At 36.3% G+C, this 18,104-nt stretch carries 17 protein-coding genes; 3 read left to right on the top strand and 14 right to left on the bottom strand.

Features of this window, described 5'->3' with window-relative positions; genetic code table 11:
• Window positions 1–21: 21 nt before the first annotated feature.
• On the top strand, window positions 22–882 hold the full coding sequence (locus ACFS6I_RS13610; RefSeq protein ID WP_380921374.1) for a LysR family transcriptional regulator: 861 nt from the start codon (window positions 22–24) through the stop codon (window positions 880–882).
• Here ACFS6I_RS13610 and ACFS6I_RS13605 read toward each other — a convergent pair.
• The 7 genes from ACFS6I_RS13605 to ACFS6I_RS13575 form a co-directional block, all read right to left on the bottom strand.
• Window positions 879–1,334 carry a GNAT family N-acetyltransferase gene (locus tag ACFS6I_RS13605; protein ID WP_380921372.1) on the bottom strand — a complete coding sequence of 152 codons (456 nt, stop codon included), beginning with the start codon at window positions 1,332–1,334 and terminating at the stop codon, window positions 879–881. The genes ACFS6I_RS13610 and ACFS6I_RS13605 overlap by 4 nt on opposite strands.
• 320 nt (window positions 1,335–1,654) lie before the next feature.
• On the bottom strand, window positions 1,655–1,870 hold the full coding sequence (locus tag ACFS6I_RS13600) for a hypothetical protein (protein ID WP_380921370.1): 216 nt from the start codon (window positions 1,868–1,870) through the stop codon (window positions 1,655–1,657).
• A 428-nt stretch (window positions 1,871–2,298) separates the two neighbouring features.
• Complete coding sequence (locus tag ACFS6I_RS13595) at window positions 2,299–2,730, bottom strand: Hsp20/alpha crystallin family protein (protein WP_380921368.1); 432 nt, start codon at window positions 2,728–2,730, stop codon at window positions 2,299–2,301.
• A 16-nt stretch (window positions 2,731–2,746) separates the two neighbouring features.
• On the bottom strand, window positions 2,747–3,037 hold the full coding sequence (locus tag ACFS6I_RS13590) for a hypothetical protein (RefSeq protein ID WP_380921366.1): 291 nt from the start codon (window positions 3,035–3,037) through the stop codon (window positions 2,747–2,749).
• A 179-nt stretch (window positions 3,038–3,216) separates the two neighbouring features.
• The gene (locus tag ACFS6I_RS13585; RefSeq protein ID WP_380921364.1) at window positions 3,217–3,585 is read right to left on the bottom strand and encodes a hypothetical protein; all 369 of its coding nucleotides are present in this window, start codon (window positions 3,583–3,585) and stop codon (window positions 3,217–3,219) included.
• 16 nt (window positions 3,586–3,601) lie between these two features.
• Window positions 3,602–4,147 (bottom strand): RNA polymerase sigma factor, encoded by a 546-nt coding sequence (locus ACFS6I_RS13580; protein WP_237682795.1) that lies wholly within the window; start codon window positions 4,145–4,147, stop codon window positions 3,602–3,604.
• A gap of 458 nt (window positions 4,148–4,605) precedes the next feature.
• Window positions 4,606–5,943 (bottom strand): M60 family metallopeptidase, encoded by a 1,338-nt coding sequence (locus tag ACFS6I_RS13575; RefSeq protein ID WP_380921361.1) that lies wholly within the window; start codon window positions 5,941–5,943, stop codon window positions 4,606–4,608.
• Window positions 5,944–6,296: 353 nt separating this feature from the next.
• Here ACFS6I_RS13575 and ACFS6I_RS13570 point away from each other — a divergent pair, with 353 nt between their 5' ends.
• Entirely contained in the window at window positions 6,297–6,599 is a 303-nt protein-coding gene (locus ACFS6I_RS13570; protein WP_380921359.1) for a hypothetical protein, read from the top strand.
• Between the two features lie 188 nt (window positions 6,600–6,787).
• Window positions 6,788–7,123 carry a hypothetical protein gene (locus tag ACFS6I_RS13565; protein ID WP_380921357.1) on the top strand — a complete coding sequence of 112 codons (336 nt, stop codon included), beginning with the start codon at window positions 6,788–6,790 and terminating at the stop codon, window positions 7,121–7,123.
• A gap of 318 nt (window positions 7,124–7,441) precedes the next feature.
• Here ACFS6I_RS13565 and ACFS6I_RS13560 read toward each other — a convergent pair whose 3' ends face one another.
• From ACFS6I_RS13560 to ACFS6I_RS13530, 7 genes are read right to left on the bottom strand one after another with little or no spacing between them, the layout of a single operon-like run.
• Window positions 7,442–8,872 carry a phytoene desaturase family protein gene (locus tag ACFS6I_RS13560; RefSeq protein WP_380921355.1) on the bottom strand — a complete coding sequence of 477 codons (1,431 nt, stop codon included), beginning with the start codon at window positions 8,870–8,872 and terminating at the stop codon, window positions 7,442–7,444.
• Between the two features lie 14 nt (window positions 8,873–8,886).
• Window positions 8,887–10,302 carry an MBL fold metallo-hydrolase gene (locus ACFS6I_RS13555; RefSeq protein WP_380921353.1) on the bottom strand — a complete coding sequence of 472 codons (1,416 nt, stop codon included), beginning with the start codon at window positions 10,300–10,302 and terminating at the stop codon, window positions 8,887–8,889.
• Window positions 10,292–10,690 (bottom strand): rhodanese-like domain-containing protein, encoded by a 399-nt coding sequence (locus ACFS6I_RS13550; RefSeq protein WP_380921351.1) that lies wholly within the window; start codon window positions 10,688–10,690, stop codon window positions 10,292–10,294. The genes ACFS6I_RS13555 and ACFS6I_RS13550 overlap by 11 nt, the downstream gene beginning before the upstream one ends.
• Window positions 10,680–12,149: a hypothetical protein gene (locus ACFS6I_RS13545; protein ID WP_380921349.1), complete on the bottom strand. Its 1,470-nt coding sequence runs from the start codon at window positions 12,147–12,149 to the stop codon at window positions 10,680–10,682. Before ACFS6I_RS13545 ends, ACFS6I_RS13550 begins: the two co-directional genes overlap by 11 nt.
• Before the next feature lie 11 nt (window positions 12,150–12,160).
• On the bottom strand, window positions 12,161–13,492 hold the full coding sequence (locus ACFS6I_RS13540) for a beta-carotene 15,15'-monooxygenase (RefSeq protein WP_380921347.1): 1,332 nt from the start codon (window positions 13,490–13,492) through the stop codon (window positions 12,161–12,163).
• 8 nt (window positions 13,493–13,500) lie between these two features.
• Window positions 13,501–14,862, bottom strand: a complete 1,362-nt coding sequence (locus tag ACFS6I_RS13535) for a RagB/SusD family nutrient uptake outer membrane protein (RefSeq protein ID WP_380921345.1) — start codon at window positions 14,860–14,862, stop codon at window positions 13,501–13,503.
• A 24-nt stretch (window positions 14,863–14,886) separates the two neighbouring features.
• Entirely contained in the window at window positions 14,887–17,958 is a 3,072-nt protein-coding gene (locus ACFS6I_RS13530) for a SusC/RagA family TonB-linked outer membrane protein (protein ID WP_380921343.1), read from the bottom strand.
• Window positions 17,959–18,104 lie beyond the last annotated feature (146 nt).

The following is an 18,104-nucleotide window of genomic DNA, read 5'->3' as shown; positions in this document are numbered from 1 at the left end:
TCCGATTTTTGATTAAATTGCATGATGGATATTCAACAGATTAAATACTTTCTTACATTAGCCGATGAACTACATTTCTGGAATACTTCTGAAAAAGTAGGTATTACTCAATCAGCACTTAGCAGGCAGATTATGGCCTTGGAAAGCGAATTGAATCTCAAACTTTTTTATAGAGACAAGAGAAATGTAAAATTAACGGCCACAGGTGTGTTTCTAAAGGATAAGTGGCAAGCAGAACTCATTAATCTTGATATCATACAGCAGCAAGCTCTTCAAATCCATTTAGGGGAGTGTGGCACACTCAAGTTGGCATATCCAGATTCCTTGTCTTCAGCAGTCCTGCCCGACATGATATCAAAAATTTCGTCCGTTTTTCCGAAATTAAAAATAGAGCTGCTACAGCTTGCTTATGAAGAGGAAGAAGAATCACTAAAAAATTACAAAATTGATATGTTATTCAGCAGAGATATCAACCACTCCCCATTTATTAATTCGAAAAAACTGAGTACTGAAAATCTTTGTCTTGTTGTCCCTGAAGATCATGATTTTAAAACTAGCGACGATATTTCTAACGCTAATCTCAGTGCTCAAAAGTTTATACTGACCTATGGAGGATTAAATAGCAGTTATGCTACTCTAATTAAAAAGGTTTTTGCCCATTATGACATAGATTCAGAATCCTACATTTCTTGTCAATTTGGATCAACTATTATACCTCTGATTAGAAAAAGGCTAGGTGTTTCTATTTTACCCCAATCATATGATCTCAACAATGCAACAGGTGTTCGTTTCATTTCACTACCTTTTTATACAGATCTTTACATCAACTGGCGTAAAGATGATCCCAATATCATTATTAAAAACGTCCTTAACCTAATCTAATTATTTGAATTCCTTACCATTTCAATATGTACGATACCATCCTCAATGTATACATCACCAATTTCCACAAATCCGAATTCGTTATAGAATTTCTTCAGGTAAAGCTGTGCACCAATTCGTATAGGCGTAATACCAAACAGCTTTTCACAAACCGCTATTGATTGTTCCATTATTTCTTTTCCTAATCCAAGCCCCCTATAAAGCGGAGATGTAATTACTCTTCCTATAGATACTTCCTCAAAACTCAATCCTTCCGGAAGAACTCTAGTATATGCAGCTAACTTGTTATCTATATAGCACATAACATGTAAACTCTCCTGATCTTTGTTATCCATATCCTGAAAAACACAATGCTGTTCTACCACAAACACCTCGCTTCTAAGCTTTAATATTTGGTAGAGCTCCTCATTAGATAGTTCTTTAAATGATTTTATTGCATATATTTTTCCCATAATCAATTTTTCATCTTATTTTTAAGCTATTTTGTAATTTGTATTATTTTACCCCTTTAACATGCTGTAAAATTACCCAAATAAAAAGTTTTGAAAAATGCTATTTTGTGATTATCTAATTCAATTTTTGCATCAAAAAAATGACTCTATTTTATTTCTCACCCCTCATATTTCCAACCCTATGCGCATAAAAAATGGAGACAACCTAAGAAAAAAAGCGAAGCATTCCTAAGTAGCTCCCAAAATATATAAAATAATATACCCCGAAATCACAAGAAAATAAGGATAATAAAAAAGATTAAATAAATAAGATCTGCTCGTCAAAAAATCGTCCTGTTCATCATATGGAGCTTTGATAAATACAAAGATCTCAGCGCTGTCAATCCCAAAGATTCGTTAGTTAAAGTTTGGTTATCCATTGCCAATCCAAATTGCTTTCCAACATTCCCGAAAGTATATATTTCAATCTCACATGATATCTGACTATTGAAAGTTTGCTGTTCAAAAAAGTCAAAAATACCTCTGGCATTTTTCATATCAGGATTTTAATAAACAATCAATACGGCTTCCTAAACCTCATACAATAACAAAAAAGTATCAATTAATTAATAATCGATACCTAAAAAGTATAACTCATTTCTTTCATTTATCTCCCTGTCGCTGGATCAAGAGAGTAATTTCAATACGACACATGATCACGTTGTTGAACAGTAAAATATCGTTGCATAGAGAATCATTTTAATGACAAAAAGTTGTTGTTGATGGTAAATCTAAAATGTCCCTAGCTGAGTAACTTGACCGACTCTAAAAGCCTAAAAAAGTATATGCACCCTCTTACATTGAGAAAAACATAGAACTGGTGAAGCCCTCAAGAGTTAATAACAAACGGTTCATATTATTTTTATGAAAAAATGGCCTAGTTTTCACTAAGCCATTTCTTTTATTACAAAACCACAAATAATCATCAACCTACCTTAACATGTTGGGCTGGTCTATAAGATGTGCTGTCTTTTGGAAGAATCACAGTTAAAACTCCCTCTTCATAACTTGCTGTTAAATTGACATTGGAGACCTGCTCGTTCAACTGGAACGATCTACGGAAAGATTGGGGAATAAATTCACGGTACATATACTGCTCTTCGCTCTGGTCCTGCACAGGGGCTTCATACGAAATTGTCAATATTTTATCTTTTATTTCAATTTTAAACTGCTCTTTCTTGAGACCAGCAGCATAGAGTTGAAGTGTAAAAAATGCACTATTCTCTTCGATATTGACAAGTGGACGTATGTCACGAGAAAACTCATTTCTAAACTTTCCAAATTGCTGTTCAAATTGATTTTTTAAATTGCTGTATTTAGCAAAACAGTCTGCGGTGTTATTATTTCTATTAAACATTGTCTTTGTATTAAAATTAATTGATCGGGATAATGGCGAAATTAGTGTGTTGAACTTTGTGAGAAAATGGACGCAATGGCGAACTGTTATCTGTTCTAAAATCAGGCGTAACCGGGGTCCAATATTCCCGCAACATTTTTTTAGATTTCTTATTACGCATCCTGCTAGCTATAAATATCCCTACCGCACTCAGAATCGTAGCTGCTACTAATAATTTAAAAAGCAGTCCGATGACGAAGGACAATAAACCTACAACGATTGTTACTCCTAAGAGCTTTGGTATGATAAATCGAATTTTATTTTTCATGTCTTGTTTTTTTATAATTATTTTAAAGGCCTTTTGATAGAAGACGCACTTGAATCCATAATACTTTAAAAAAAATATCTTTTTTCAAAGTATTATGGGCCTGAAAGAAATTGTAGCGTATAAAAAAAGAGCAACAAAATGAATTTCGTTGCTCTTTTTTACTTTAATCTATATTCCTTTTACTGCTTTTTAATTTCATCATCATTTCTATTCCGATCGTGGCAAGCTGCTGAAAATCTACGTTTCCATTCTGCTTTGAATCTGGATCTATCCTCATCACTGAACTGTTGTGAAGGGTTGTTAAAATCATGTCCATGACACCTGCCACCTCTACGACCTTTAAATCTAAAACCACCAAAAAGAATCTTCGATAAGAGTAGAAGACCAAAAGCCTGCCAAAAAGAGATTATCTTTAAACCAAATATTTCGGGCATAAGTACATTCCAGAGTAACTGTACTCCCCATACAAATAATAAGGCAAGTGTGATTCCGCAAGGGATCATAAAAAAAAGTTTTTTCTTTTTATTGCCACTAAATCTATTGTTCATAAGTTATCTTTTAATATTAAATTTCATTATAAAGCACGCGAAGCCTTTCTCTAAGATGCTTCACAGCATATCCTTTACGACTGATGATAGTCTTTATGCTTTCTCCTTCCTGATCTGCTATTTCCTGTAGCGTCATATCCTCAATCTCATGCCATAAAAATGTATTTCGCTGTTTTTCGGGCAATTCATCCAAAGCTTTCATAAGCTGATCCCAAAAAAGATCTTTGAACATTTTCAGCTCGGCATCATTTGTATCATCAGCCAGTAATATTTCTTTAATCTGTATCTTTCCCTCATCATCTTCATAGGTATGATCTTCCAAAGATTCTGGTTTCTTTTTACGATATAGATCTGTTATCTTATTTTTAGCCACCGCATAAAGCCATCCGCTCATATTCTCCAACTGGTCGATATTAGAAAGCCGGCTTGTCTGATACCATACTTCTTGCAAAATATCTTCAGCATCCTCTATCTTTTTAACCTTTCCATTGATGAAACGAAGCAATTGTGAGCCATAGTTTTTGACGACCTCGGATATTGAAGATGTTTTTTTATAAGACATGTTTAAGGTATGAGTAGCATCCATGCATTTGTAGACGATCGTCACGGGTTATTACTTTAAATAATTCAAATTAATTTGTACTAGTCACTTCAGCATACTTAATAAACGATGATGATAAAGGTATTGTTTTAAATATAAAAAAGTTAAAACATTTTTGCCTTCACAATTGCTGCGCCATGTTTTAACTCGAAGAAATTTAGATTACAAAGGGACGGATTTTTTAGATGTATTAGGATATAAAATCAGGGTAATGAACTATTCTATAATATAACAGCAATATAACTCTAAAAATTAGCTTTTGTCCAAACGAGAGTAGCTCAGTTTATTCAGTCAGTCTGCTTTACTAATAAACCTCTCATGTCGAGAAATAATTTCTCAGACAAGAGAGGTTTAGGATACAATGCAGTAAATTTTCCAGAATTCTGAATGCATTGCATCAAAATGATTACAGCATGAATTTAGTCCCTAAGACTAGTAAGATCCTGAGCAGGTATAGGTAATTGTAGATTAGCTATTTCTGTATAAACCGATTCATTAACTTTTAATCCCCATTTTCTAAAAAAGTCCGATAAATCCTTTTGCGTGATCTTACAAGTAGTAAGCATAAAATAACGCATTTTGTCTTCATCGCTTGAAACGTTAGGCCTTTCCTCTCTATTTATTCTACTTAATTGAATATATAGGTTATCTCCGAATGCCAATTGTAACTGATAGAACATAATAAGTTTAAGATCATTGTCTCCAGAATTATAATTTCGTTCAGATAAAGGTTTGAGAAAATAGTTACTTAGCTTCGGCCATAAGTTATTAGCTGTAATTCGACTAATTGGAAGGCCAAACCCTCTTTCAGAAGCCAAGGAGTAAACATTGACCGTTGTTTCCGTTAATCCACCCCAGGTCCACCCCTTTTGTTGATAAGTATGCCCAACTTCATGCCAAATACCCCAGCCATTCGTATTGGAAAGATATTTCGGTTGTAACATACGATAAGATAGTCCTTCTGTATAATAAATAGAAATACCGGCGGCCATATAGCCGCCCGAAGCCGAATCTCGTACAGTAATCAGGTGTTTATTATCGGGTATCGCATGAAGTCCGTTTGTACCACCTAAACCACTGATGTAATTGGAAAAATTAATAATAGAATCTAGGCGATTGACAATAAGCTGCTGATCTTCATTTTTAAATAATAAAGCCTCGTCCATATTTGCGACTAAAACTGTTCGGTCTGATGAAAACACAACATCTGGCACATTATTCTTTAAAGAATCGAGCGTCTTTATCCACTGTTGATGTGTAGTCTTACCTTTTTGAAAGAAAGGAACAGGAATAAATCCTTGATCAAAGGAAATCTCGATTTCCCCAGTTGTTGTATAATTATTAGCTGTATAGATTAAATAAACCAAACCACCATACTCATCAACCGTAAATGTCTGCTGACCGGAAGTGAGATTGAAATACTGCCTTACAGGTCTTATGTTATCTCTAAAAGGAGTACCTATGGCAAGTCGAGCCGCTGTATTACCATTAATTACATGAACATTTACAGTGATCGTACTGTTTGGAGCTGCATAATAACCTGTGACCTGCATATCGTTGTGATTGGCACGGAACTGTAATCGATCTGCTACCGTCGCCGCTGACGGAGTAACTTTAAAAAGCTGGACCGAATCTGCAATAGCTAAACCTTGTGGTTCTGGATCAGAAATGACAGGTTCCCATCCCTCAGAAACTTTGCATGAGGATAGATAACTAAACAAGGATAATACAAACGCATAAAAACATAATTTTCTCATCGATAATTTAATTTAAGTTTATAATATTTCACAACTATAATAGGTTTTGGTTACCTTCTAGTTTACTATAAAAGTGATTCTTTATTTAAGTTTGACAAAATAAAAGCACGAAACAAACGATTGCATAAATCACGAAAACGTTGTTTTGAAGAATCAAGAATATCCTAAATCATTCATAAAGAAGCACTAAAACGAATACCTTGTAAAATTTTAAATCGGAGAAATTATTAATGAATAACGATTTATAAATAATAATCATAGAAAGATTATAATAGAATTTTTCCAGTATTAGACCTCAACATTTTAATTATTAAAATTGTAGCATTACTTCGTTTTTCTGCGTTTATTTAAGTATGAAAAAGATCGTGATGTTATCCATGCTCGTAGGCCTACTTTCAAGTTGCACAATGAAAAAGACTGGTGGTATGAGTACAATAGTTCTAACAGGAGAAATAACTCCGCTAGGAATGACTACTTTTCAATATGGAACACATAAGATAAATTCGGAAAATAAAACCTATGCATTGCAAAGCTCTCGCGTCAAGTTAGATGACTTTGTTAATAAATCAGTCACTCTGAAAGGTAAAAAAGTTTTAGGTTATCCAATTGAGGGTGGTCCTGAATTAATAGAAGTATCGGAAATTTCATTCAAATAAACTACCAAAGCTCAAAAAATATGGTTCGTCAATTCTCTTTAATAATTGGTGTAGGAATTATAATGTTTACAGGTTGCCAAAATCAAAAAACAGTAAGCTCTGCAAGTAAAACAAAACAAACTCTTACAGTAATTCCCAAACTGGCAACACATTTGAGAGCCTATTCTAACAATTTAACAACCGATTCTGTGATATTATCATTCACAGTGGCAAACCACTCAGATACGATGCAACGTTTTTGTAAATGGGAAACACCTTTTGAACCCTTTTTAGGTAAATACATGGAAATTATAGATGTTCAAGGGAACGAAGCCGAATTTACAGGCCCTATGGCCAAACGGATGATGCCGCCTCCTGAAGAAAGTTATATTCAAGTACCTCCTCATGATAGCGTGAGTACTGTATTTAATCTAGCAAAAAACTATTCCATAAAACCTGGAAAGTACACCGTCAAATACACTGGAGGAGGTATTAGTGGTCTCGAACCAGGTAATGAAATTAATATCGTAGTACTTGGCAAGTAATTTAGTGGAACGTAATATCGAATTTAAAGTCCAAGTTTTATCAATACTTTCAATTATTACAATAATCAATTAGATTATGAACATTTTTTCTTTTTATTTATAAAAAGAAAAAATGTTCAATTAAAAATTCATCACAAAGATATCTCCTCAGATGAATTAATAAGTTTAGATGTCTGAGTTAAACACAATAAAAATCTAGCTTTCAAAATAAAAGTAACTATAAATAATAACGATTAATGAGCTTGTTCTATTGAATCATGAAGTGATGCACTTAATTAAGATTTTCGCAATGATGTAAAACATCATACAAAAATACCTTTATAATAAAATATTGAAACAATCTTTTAGTACTGTTTTAGCGGCATGATAACCACACATACCGTGTACTCCTCCCCCTGGAGGAGTAGAAGATGAACAAATATAAATCTGTTGATCGGATGTTCTATAGGGTCTTAACTGTACCGTTGGTCTGGTAAATAATTGCCGGATATCTATAATACCACCATTGATATCTCCTCCGATATAGTTTGGGTTGTAGGCTTCCAATTGTGCTGTATTCATTGTACTTTTTGCAGTTATTTGTTCTCTGAATCCCGGCGCAAAGCGTTCAATCTGATTTTCAACTGCAACCGAAACATCTCTGGTCGAACCATTAGGTACATGACAGTAAGCCCAAACAGTATTTTTACCGGCAGGTGCTCGGCTGTTATCGAATTTACTTTGCTGAGCGAGCATTACAAATGGTTTTTCGGGATATCCGCCTTTTGATGTCAGTGATTCAGCAGCAGCTATTTCTTCATAAGTATTACCTAAGTGAACAGTAGCAGCATCTCCACATCGCTCATCTAAAAACGGAATTTCTCCATCAATAATAAAATCCATTTTAAAAACCCCCATGCCGTAACGATAAGATTCCAGCTTTTTTTTGTAGGCAGCTGACAATCTATGTCCTGCTATTTTTAAGATCTGCTTCGGTGTTAGGTCAAACATAACGGTATTATACGGTGCCAGCTCATCAATATTTTTTACAAAATAATTAAGTTTTAATTCGCCTCCTAAGGAAGTGTACAAGGAAACTAATGCATCGGCAATAGCCTGTGATCCGCCCTTAGGAATAGGCCATCCATATTTATGTCCAACAGCACTTAATATCAAGCCTATTGCTGAAGAAGCTATATTAGTAAATGGCTGAATGGCATGCGCAGACATACCTGCCCATAATCCTCTTGTATGAGTTTCCTTGAATTTATGGACCATTGTAGCCGCTGGTTTTAAAGCCTGCAGTCCAAATTTAGCCAATAGAAGGGGACGTTTCGGAAATTCAAAAGGACCCATTGTTGCAGAAGCGATATAATCCCACTCGGAAACAATAGGGTCAATCAAATCGCGGTACACCTCTCTGTCCAAACCTAATCCCTCGGCAGTTTCTGAAATAGAGCGACTTAAAAATGCCGAAGAACCATCGTCAAAGGGATGAGCAGCCTGGTACTTCGTAAAAATAAATTCCAGTCCGTGCGCCCGTAAATCCAAAGCGGTAAAAAACGGAGAAGCCAAAGCCATTGGATGGATAGCAGAACAGATATCATGTCGATATCCCGGTTCAATCAAATCGGCCGTACGCATGCCTCCGCCAACAGTATCACGACCTTCAATGATGAGCGTAGACAATCCTGCTTTCTGTAATGTAATACCTGCGGCAATTCCATTAGGTCCCGAACCGACTATAATAACATCATAAGCTTTAGACATAATCGAAGATAATGTTAAAATTTAGTAATCGCATTGGAAATATCCATAATATTTAGCTCAGGTCTTAAACGCAAAATTAAACTTGCCGCTATTCCTGAGCGATAGCCAGAAGCACAGTGTACAAGTACCGTTTTTCCATCAGGAATCTCTAGCACACGCTCCGTTAACTCGGAAAGTGGAATATTTATTACCCTATCGAAATATTTATCCGTGGCTTCTTTTTCAGTTCTAACATCAATAATGGTATATCGGTCTTGATTAGCCCTAAGGAGGTCCGAATCAAAATCATTTATACTTAAATCTGCGCTGTTTTGATTATAGACAAATATACCCTTAACAAATACTTCATATCCGATCTTTGCGGTTTTCAGTAGCATAGGCTTGATTTTTGACACCTCTGAAACCACAACATAGAATCCCTGGTGAGGGGCAATTAAAGTGCCTAACCAAGTCTCGAATTTATCAGCATCTGGAATATTTAGTGCTCCCTTCCTGTGCGCTATTCGAAAAGCTGAAGAAGGGCGAGTATCAATAAAAAGTGCACTTTCTTCCCAATAATTATTGTCAAGTATGGGAACAGCTGACAATGCTTTATGCAACTCATTCGCTCCTAATTTATTGATTTCTACATTATAAGGGAAATATTGGGGAATATCGGGCTGGTTGAGCAACAATTGCCTTACAAATTCATCTTCATCGAGCCAAGTGAAAGCAGGGTTGGTTCGTTTCTCTTCCCTAATTGTACTTTCTTTCACATTGCGAATAGCATTACCACAGTGAGAGCCTGCCCCATGTGCAGGATAGACAAGGGTTTTATCTGGAAATAGTGCGAAGATATCATGCATCGTATGAAACTGTTGCTTTGCCAATTGCTCACGCTGAGTAGTAAATTCGCCTGAATATGTTCGTAAATCTGGCCTGCCTACGGAGCCAAACAATAAGGAGTCGCCCGTAAAAACAGCATGTGGCTCTTTGTCTTTTTCTAATACAACAGAAATACTATCTGGAGAATGTCCAGGTGTAGAGATTGCTTTTAGTCTAATAGATGGACTTAATCTAATGGTGTTCCCTGCATCGAAAGGTTCAAACTCAAAACTTGCTTTCTGTAATTTACTAATATAAATCTTCGCCTTGGTGTAATTAGCGATCTCGAGATGGGAACTGACAAAATCAGCATGCGGGTGAGTTTCTATCACACCAATGATCGTTGCCCCATGCTCTTTAGCAAAAGTATAATAAGATCCTGCATCACGTGCAGGATCTATTAAAATAATTTTTTTATCTACTAAGACGGCGTAGGAGAAATGTGCTAAACCTGAATCAAAAAATTGATAAATAATTTGTCTATCGTTTACTTTTTTTGTCTGTGCCCATATACCTGTCACAGCTAGTAGTAGGCTTTGCGTGAGAAAACTTCTTCTATTTATCATCTGCTTTAACTATTTTTCTTCCTGACTGTTCCCAGCCGATTATCCCATCCTGAAGATTGTATACTATTTTAAAACCATGCTCAATAAGCCATGATGCAGCCTTACTACTTCGATTGCCAGATCGACAATAAATGTAAACAGGTCTTGATTTATCTAAAACCCCAATTTGAGTAACAAATACTGTCGAATCTTTCCAATCGGCCAGGGACGCTGCTTCAAGATGCCCTAAAGCATATTCCTTTGGAGTCCGCACATCAACGAGCTGATGCCGCTTTCCAGAGATCCCTTTCTCAAATTTTGTCACAGTAAGATTTTCATACGATTGCGCATTGACACCAGAACATGCTATCATTACCAAGACAAATAGAACAATTAATTTATTGTACATAAGTATATTTTTTATTTTCTGAAAACCAGCCTTTTCCAAGTAAAGGTTGCTCTGGAATTCTATCTAAAACGACTTTAATAGAATCAAAACTCACATCTTGACCGGATAGCACGATCTGTTCTGTGGAAGGTCGTTCATATTTCCATTTGAGAATACCAATGCTATCACGGATTGCTGTTTGATAAAGTTTTTTGAGATTAACTTCATTTTCTTTTTTATTTTCCTTTTCGAAGTTTTCATTAAACTTCCTTCCTTTATTGACGACATAAATCGCATTCTCCAAAGAATCAATTTCATAATATAGATATACTCTACCGCCGGCACGGCCAGTAAACTCATAATCTTTAAAAAGATCTGTCTTATGGGGAGTTCCATTTCTTAGATCTATAGGTTGTTTTTTATTAACTTTATACACTAGTGTTGAGTATCGTTCAAATACGGCATCATGCCAACGCACTGAATCATAAGGCGAATAGGTTAAGGTATCGCCATTTAAGATAAATTGGCTAACCGTATAATGGCCTACTGCCTTGGAAAATCCTGGAATAACGGGTTCTTTTAATCGCCCCTGATAATAATGAAAATCATAGCGGTAAGCACCATACACAAAGACAAATACCAAGATAAAAAGTGCTTTAGCAAGATAATATCCACGCCTTTTAGTCCTACTGTCCAACTTTATACGATAATACTGTGGCGTAATTGCTTCTTTTTTGATAAACAACCGATATAAATCTGGAATATACAGGATCAATAAAAACAAGGATAACAATACAAAGTAAGAACTATAGACATGAACAGCCCCGTCATAGGCAAAATTAGCATGGGCAATATTATATAATACACCTGCATTGATAATAGCTCCAATGGCCGTCGTGGCTCTAAAAAACATCAATATACCCGCTCCTATTTCTAAGAAACCTAAGAATATCTGATACCAAACAGAAACTCCTACGGACTGCCAGTATAATTTAAAAGGTGCGTAATCGCCCAGATCGGTATGCAGGTTTGCGATTGAAGGAAAAGGCATCTGCATCGGATAAAATTTAATAAAACCGAATGCAATCAATCCTAGACCGATACGATAGCGAACCAGTACTCTAAGCCAATAATAAAGTTGATTGTATGACAAGCGTTGGCGCCCACTAGCTAACCAAGTCCAGATTGCGGTTCCAATAGCCGAAATAATTGCCGCAATAGCCCATGTGGCATAAGAATCTATTCCCCACTTACCACTTTCTGACGAAATCTCTATAAATTCCGGTCTGAAACCGGAGACATTCGCCAATAGTCCATAAAATGAAAAATCTTCAAATAACTTTTTATACCAGGAAAATTGAATGGGAACTACCAGTAGTATAAAAAAAATAAAAGCAAATCTAAAACTTATTTTCTCCCAAGTAGACCAAGCACGATATATAGAACTTCTCTCCGGATACATATTTTTTATAGCTGACATTGTGAAATAATTTAATAAATGGAAATTGGCTTTCTACGGCCTTTGTCTAAGAGGTATTCTTTATTAATTTTGCGCAATTTAACCTGTAGGGACTCTCCTTGTTCATTCTTTCCTAACAGCAATAACACATTTTCACCACTCTTTTGCAATTCAAATTGAAATGATTGTATTGCATTTCTCTTATTTATTGCACGGATCTGATACCGTCCATCTGGAACCTGAGCAAAGGTATAACGGTAAAATTCCCGACCACCATTTCCGATATTTTCAAAATTGCGAAGTGAATCAGCTTGCCAAATAATACGAGGTTTATGAAGATCTGCTTTGATATCTGATTTTCGTTTTATACTAAAAGTATTCCAAGATTCAAACACCACATTTTGCCACCGACTACTGTCGGTCAGGGAGTAGGCTAATGTATCTGAATTAAGAACAAACTCATCCACGTTGTATAAACCTCGGATATGCGCTATTCCAGATTCCTTTGGGTATGGGTAATTACTACTTTTCCAGGAGTTGTAGGTCCAAAATCCAAAAAGTATAAAAAATAGTAAAAACCCACCTTTGAATAGTACCCTTAGTTTTTTGAGAGGCTGTGAAACTAGCGGGTTAACAATCTCTGGCTGTGTTTTCACCTGCCGAAAAACTGCATTAAAAAAACGGGGTAAATCATAGGAAAATAAGGTAATGGCAATCAATAATAGGAATAGACTATACACCTGTTCTCCCAATTCATACACAAAATTGACAATGACAATATTGGCTAAAAGAGCAATTAACACACCTGCCCCTACTGCTACTGTTTTTCGGAATACCAAGAGTACACCCGCAGTTATCTCTAAAACTCCTATGCCCGGAACATACCCAGCTTTAGTGATTGCAGTACTTAAGTAATAAATCTTCCATAATAAAAAATCGCCGTATTCGGTATTATAATCACTAAGCGTTGGAGCTGGAAACTGAACCGGCACCAGCTTAACTATTCCTGAAGCAATAATGGCAAAAGCCAAACGATAACGTAAAAGTACCCTAAGCCAATAGTAGAGCTCATGTTCTTGACTCTTCCGCTTTTTAGTCCATATAACAGCACCAAAAAAAGCAATAACTAAAGCTATGAGCCAATTATAAAATCCCTCAAAATGATTCCCCACATAATCGCTTTCAGCTATAAACGATGTTCTGAAAGTCGCTAACTGATATGCAGATTCAAAGCTGAAGTGCCGAAGAGCGTGATACAAATGAACATCATATGGGAGTGTCAAAATAATAAAAAAGATAAATAAAAGCCGGATGGAGAAACTCTCAGCTGAACTCCATTTTTTAGTTGAAATAGCTATTTCCATAAAAATATTTATTTATATTGAGGATTTTGTTCTAGATTTTTATCGATCAGAATCTGCGCATACGGAATTGGTAAAAGAAGTCGAAAATCTTCATCTATTCCAAGAACTGTTTTTGCACGTCTTGTGCGCACTAGGTCATACCAGCGATGATTTTCAAATGCAAACTCAATCCGGTTCTCCTGTTCTATGGCTAATAATAATGTTGCTTTATCAGCTATATTAAGTTCCTGAATATCGGCACGTTTTCTGATTACATTTAAGTCTGCAAGAGATTTGGCAATATCATTATCCTGCGCATATGCCTCCGCACGGATCAAGTATAGTTCAGCTATTCGGATCAGAAATGCTGGATCTGTTCCATTAGTTCTATAATAGAGATTGCCGAACCAATTGTCCACACCATTTAATATTACTTTAGAAATTAAAGATTGACGCGTTCCCGCGATCGATTTATTATTTAATAAATTAACAATTCCCATTGAAGGTCGGATCCAGCCTACTCCTCCCTTTGTACTGGGTTGCCATTGATAAGCCTGGGTATTAACGACATTGGTTGTATAATATAATTCCAATATGGATTCATTTGTTCCTGAAGCATTGTCTGCAAAAAATGAAGAGTAAGGTGTTAAAAGATTATAATTACTTTTATCATCAATTAATTTGCTGGCATAAGTAATTGCTTCTTTCCATTCCTCCCGATAAAGATGGTAGCGTGCGCGAAGTGCCCAAACTGTTTTACGGGTTGCACGGATACGATTGGTACTATTGGGTAAAAGTTCTTCTGCTTTTATCAAATCTGCCAGTACTTGCCGGTAGGTATCTGCTAAAGAAGATCTTTTTAAATTCTCTAGATTGCTGGAAGAAGATGTTGGGACTAAGACAAGCTGTACCCCACCCCAGGTTCTACCTAGATCAAAGTAAGACAATGCCCGAAGAAAATAGGCTTCTCCGACCAGTTGATTTCTTACCGCATCTGTAAAAGTTGGAGTAACCGATAGGGCCGGTACTTTAGCAATCACATTATTCGCACGGTTGATCGTATTGTATATCGCAGTCCATGCTGTGGCTAAAGCGGGTAAATCTGCTCTTACACTGTGATTGGTTAAAGATTGGTTCACAATCTGGCTTCCTGTATATTCAATATTATCGCCGGAGAAAAAACCGATAGTCTGAAATGTATACCCGTAATATCCGTCTGACTGCAACTGATTGTATATCCCTCTAACGGCAGTGTGTGCAGAATTTTCATCATTGATTGTCACCTGATCAGAGGTAGAAATCCGAGGATCTATTTCCAAAAATTTCTCGCATGAGGACAGTGTAAACGTCACGGCCAAAGTCCATATATAGCTATATTTAAGAATTTTCATCTGTTATTTTTATCTTAGGTGAAATTATAGTGTTAGGTTAAATCCAAGCTGAAAGCTTCTGGGCTGAGGTGGAGTTCCGAATGATCCAAGTCCCTGTGCATTCGGATTTGAGGTAACATTAGATTCAGGATCTCCTGTATATTTTGTCCAAAGGAACAAATTCGAGCCTAGAAAATATATCCGAGTATTACTAATTCCAGCTTTACTCAAGAAAGATTTCGGCAGTGTATACCCTATCGACAATTGTTTAAGCCTTACAAAGGATGCGTCCTCTAAATAACGGCTGTTCTGATCAATGGTATAGTTATTCCCTATCGATGTTAATCTGGGCACATCGGTAATATCACCATCTTTTTGCCAGCGGTTTAGCACATTTTCAAATACTCCCCCGCTAGTAGGGTTACGTTCTCTAAAGTAGCGCTCCAGATTTAAAGTGTAGTTACCAAATTGATAAGAAAGTGCTGCACTGAGATCAAAACTTTTATAGCTGAACGAATTATTTAAACCCCCATAAAATTTAGGATATGCATTATGCATAATTTTGCGGGCATTTACTGGAACTGTTCCATCTTCCAGCTGACCATCAAATATGGCATTTCCGGTTTTAGGATCAACAGATAACTGCTCATAGAGCCAGAATGAATTCAAAGATTGTCCTTCTTTTAAAATCACCCAATCACGTGTATACTGCGTAATTTGGGTCGGTAGTTTTTCTATTTTGTTTTTATTTCCTGAGATATTGAAACTACTTTTCCACGTAAAATTTTGATTTTGAATATTAACACTATTAATAGTCAACTCATAACCTTTGTTACTCACTTCGCCAACATTGGCCCAATACTGGGAAAAACCAGAAGAAGTCTTAATCGGTTGTTGCAGTAAAATATTGGAAGTATATTTATCGTAAACATCCAGGGTAATAGATAATCTATTTTTAAATAACTCTGCATCAAAACCGATATTATACTGTGCTGTTGTCTCCCATTTCAAGTCATCATTACCAAGTTGCTGAGGCCCTATACCTGGTAAAGGAGAACCGATAACATCGGCATATGAACTACCTCCGGACCAAAGTCCCCGTGAAGCGAAATTGCTGATCCCTGACTGATTACCTGTAATTCCATAGGATGTTCTAATTTTCAGGTCATTTAACCAGTTTACATCTTTCAAAAAGTCCTCTTGCTTCAGTCGCCAAGCAAGCGCGAAAGCTGGAAAATATCCCCAACGATTATTTTTTCCAAATTTGGAGGAAGCATCAGCTCTTAATGTCGCTTCTGCAAAATATTTATCGGAATACTGATATCCTGCTCTTCCGAAAAAAGAAGCAATAGAGTAAGCTGTCCAGTCCTGAGATGAAGTACGGGTAGAAGCTGAAGAAATTAATTTATAACTATTGTTGGCAAATCCATTACCTTCTGCGTACAAATAATTCAAAGTATTATGCTGCAAGGTATTGCCCACTAAAGCCGTAATTTTGTGAACGCTATTGAATTGTTTTTGATAGTTTAAGGTCTGCTCATTAATCCAAGTGGTATTTTCAGAAATTCCTGACGTTGCTTGTCCATTGTTAGCTCTTCCAATACTAGTATTGGTATTCCAGTACTGATTTTCATCATATTTGTTGTAATCAGCACTAAAACTGCTCCTGAATTTTAAACCGGGAAGTATATCTGCTTCAGCGAAAACACTTCCGATATAACGTAAACTTAATGTATTGACATCATAATTATCAACTAATACATAAGTATTATCAGATCCTGTAGCCACCCCTTCCTGATCGTGTGTCGCTGTATAGGTAGCCGAAGAAACTGCAGAATTCCACAAACTGACCTGCGGACCGTCACCTGTACGTGCTTGATTTCTTTTTGTTCTAGCAATATTACTTGTAATTCCGATCTTAATGCGTTCATTTAGCTGTTGATCAAAATTAAACTTAAAATTTGCTCGTGAGAAATCGATAACTTTAAAAAATGCTTCTTGATCTGTATACCCAGTACCTATATAATATCGGGACTTATTTCCTCCACCTTGAATACCTAAACTATAATCTTGCACACGTCCATTTCTTAGAATAAAATCTAAACGATCATATGTCTGCTGCTCCTCAGGTAGGCCACGACCTCCTTCGTTAACCGGTCGAAAAGGTCTGTTAGAAAAGTTTTGATTTAATGATGGTTTATCGATCCCCGAATTAATCCACCATTCATTCGCTAATGCCGCGGTTTCTGGTCCAGATGCCAAATGTGGCAAAGTCGATTTATCCGCTTGAACAAAACCATTGGAAAGATTAAAATCAATTTTTGTTTTTGCACCATAACTTCCCTGCTTAGTCGTTACAATAACAACACCATTAGCTCCCCTAGATCCATAAATTGCTGTTGCTGAAGCGTCTTTTAGTACTTCTATCGATTCAATATCTGCCGGATTTATATCGGCTAATGGGGATGTAGTACGACCTCCTAAATTTGCATTTTGTAAGCTTGTATTGTTTAGAAAGACTCCATCAATAATATAGAGCGGATCACTGCTTGAATTAATAGAAGTCGTACCTCTGACACGGACAAATATACCTTCTCCCGGAACTCCAGAATTGGCTACGACCTGTAATCCAGCTGCCTTCCCCTGTAACTGAGCATCAAAACTGGCTACAGGTATTTTATTGACTTCCCCTGCATTAATCTTTGTGATGGCACCAACTACATCCTGTTTTTTTGTTGTTCCATAACCGATAACGACAACCTCATCCAAATTAGAAGCTGTGGGCAATAATTTTATGATACTTTTGGGTGATGTGATTTCTACAGTTTGCGATTGATAACCGAGAAAAGAAACGATGACTGTAGCTGGTAATTTTTGTCCCGTAATAAATTGAAAATTTCCATGACTATCTGTTTGGACAGAATGTGTCACACCTTGCAGCTTTACAGTCGCCCCCACTATTGGGTTTCCATTAACCTGGTCAACAACTTTCCCTTCAAAAGCCGCATTAACAATAGGAGTAGATTTACTTTGTGCATGGGAATAGGTTGGTTGCCCTAAATGCACAGTTAGGACAAAGAGTACCTGAAAAATCAGATACTTTTGATTTTTTTTCATATTCTTGTAGAAAATTAAGGTAAAAAAAGGTTTCTGACGACAACGCCAATTGGGAATCAGAACCTCATCTAATTTTTAAAATGGGGGAAGCTTGCTTCCCCTTTTTGTTAGTTTGTCGTTTTAACAACACATTCGAGAATCGTAAT

The organism is Sphingobacterium anhuiense (assembly GCF_042686355.1).
In the GTDB taxonomy this organism is placed as follows: Bacteria; Bacteroidota; Bacteroidia; order Sphingobacteriales; family Sphingobacteriaceae; genus Sphingobacterium; species Sphingobacterium anhuiense.
This window is presented reverse-complemented; position numbering and strand designations above follow the sequence as displayed.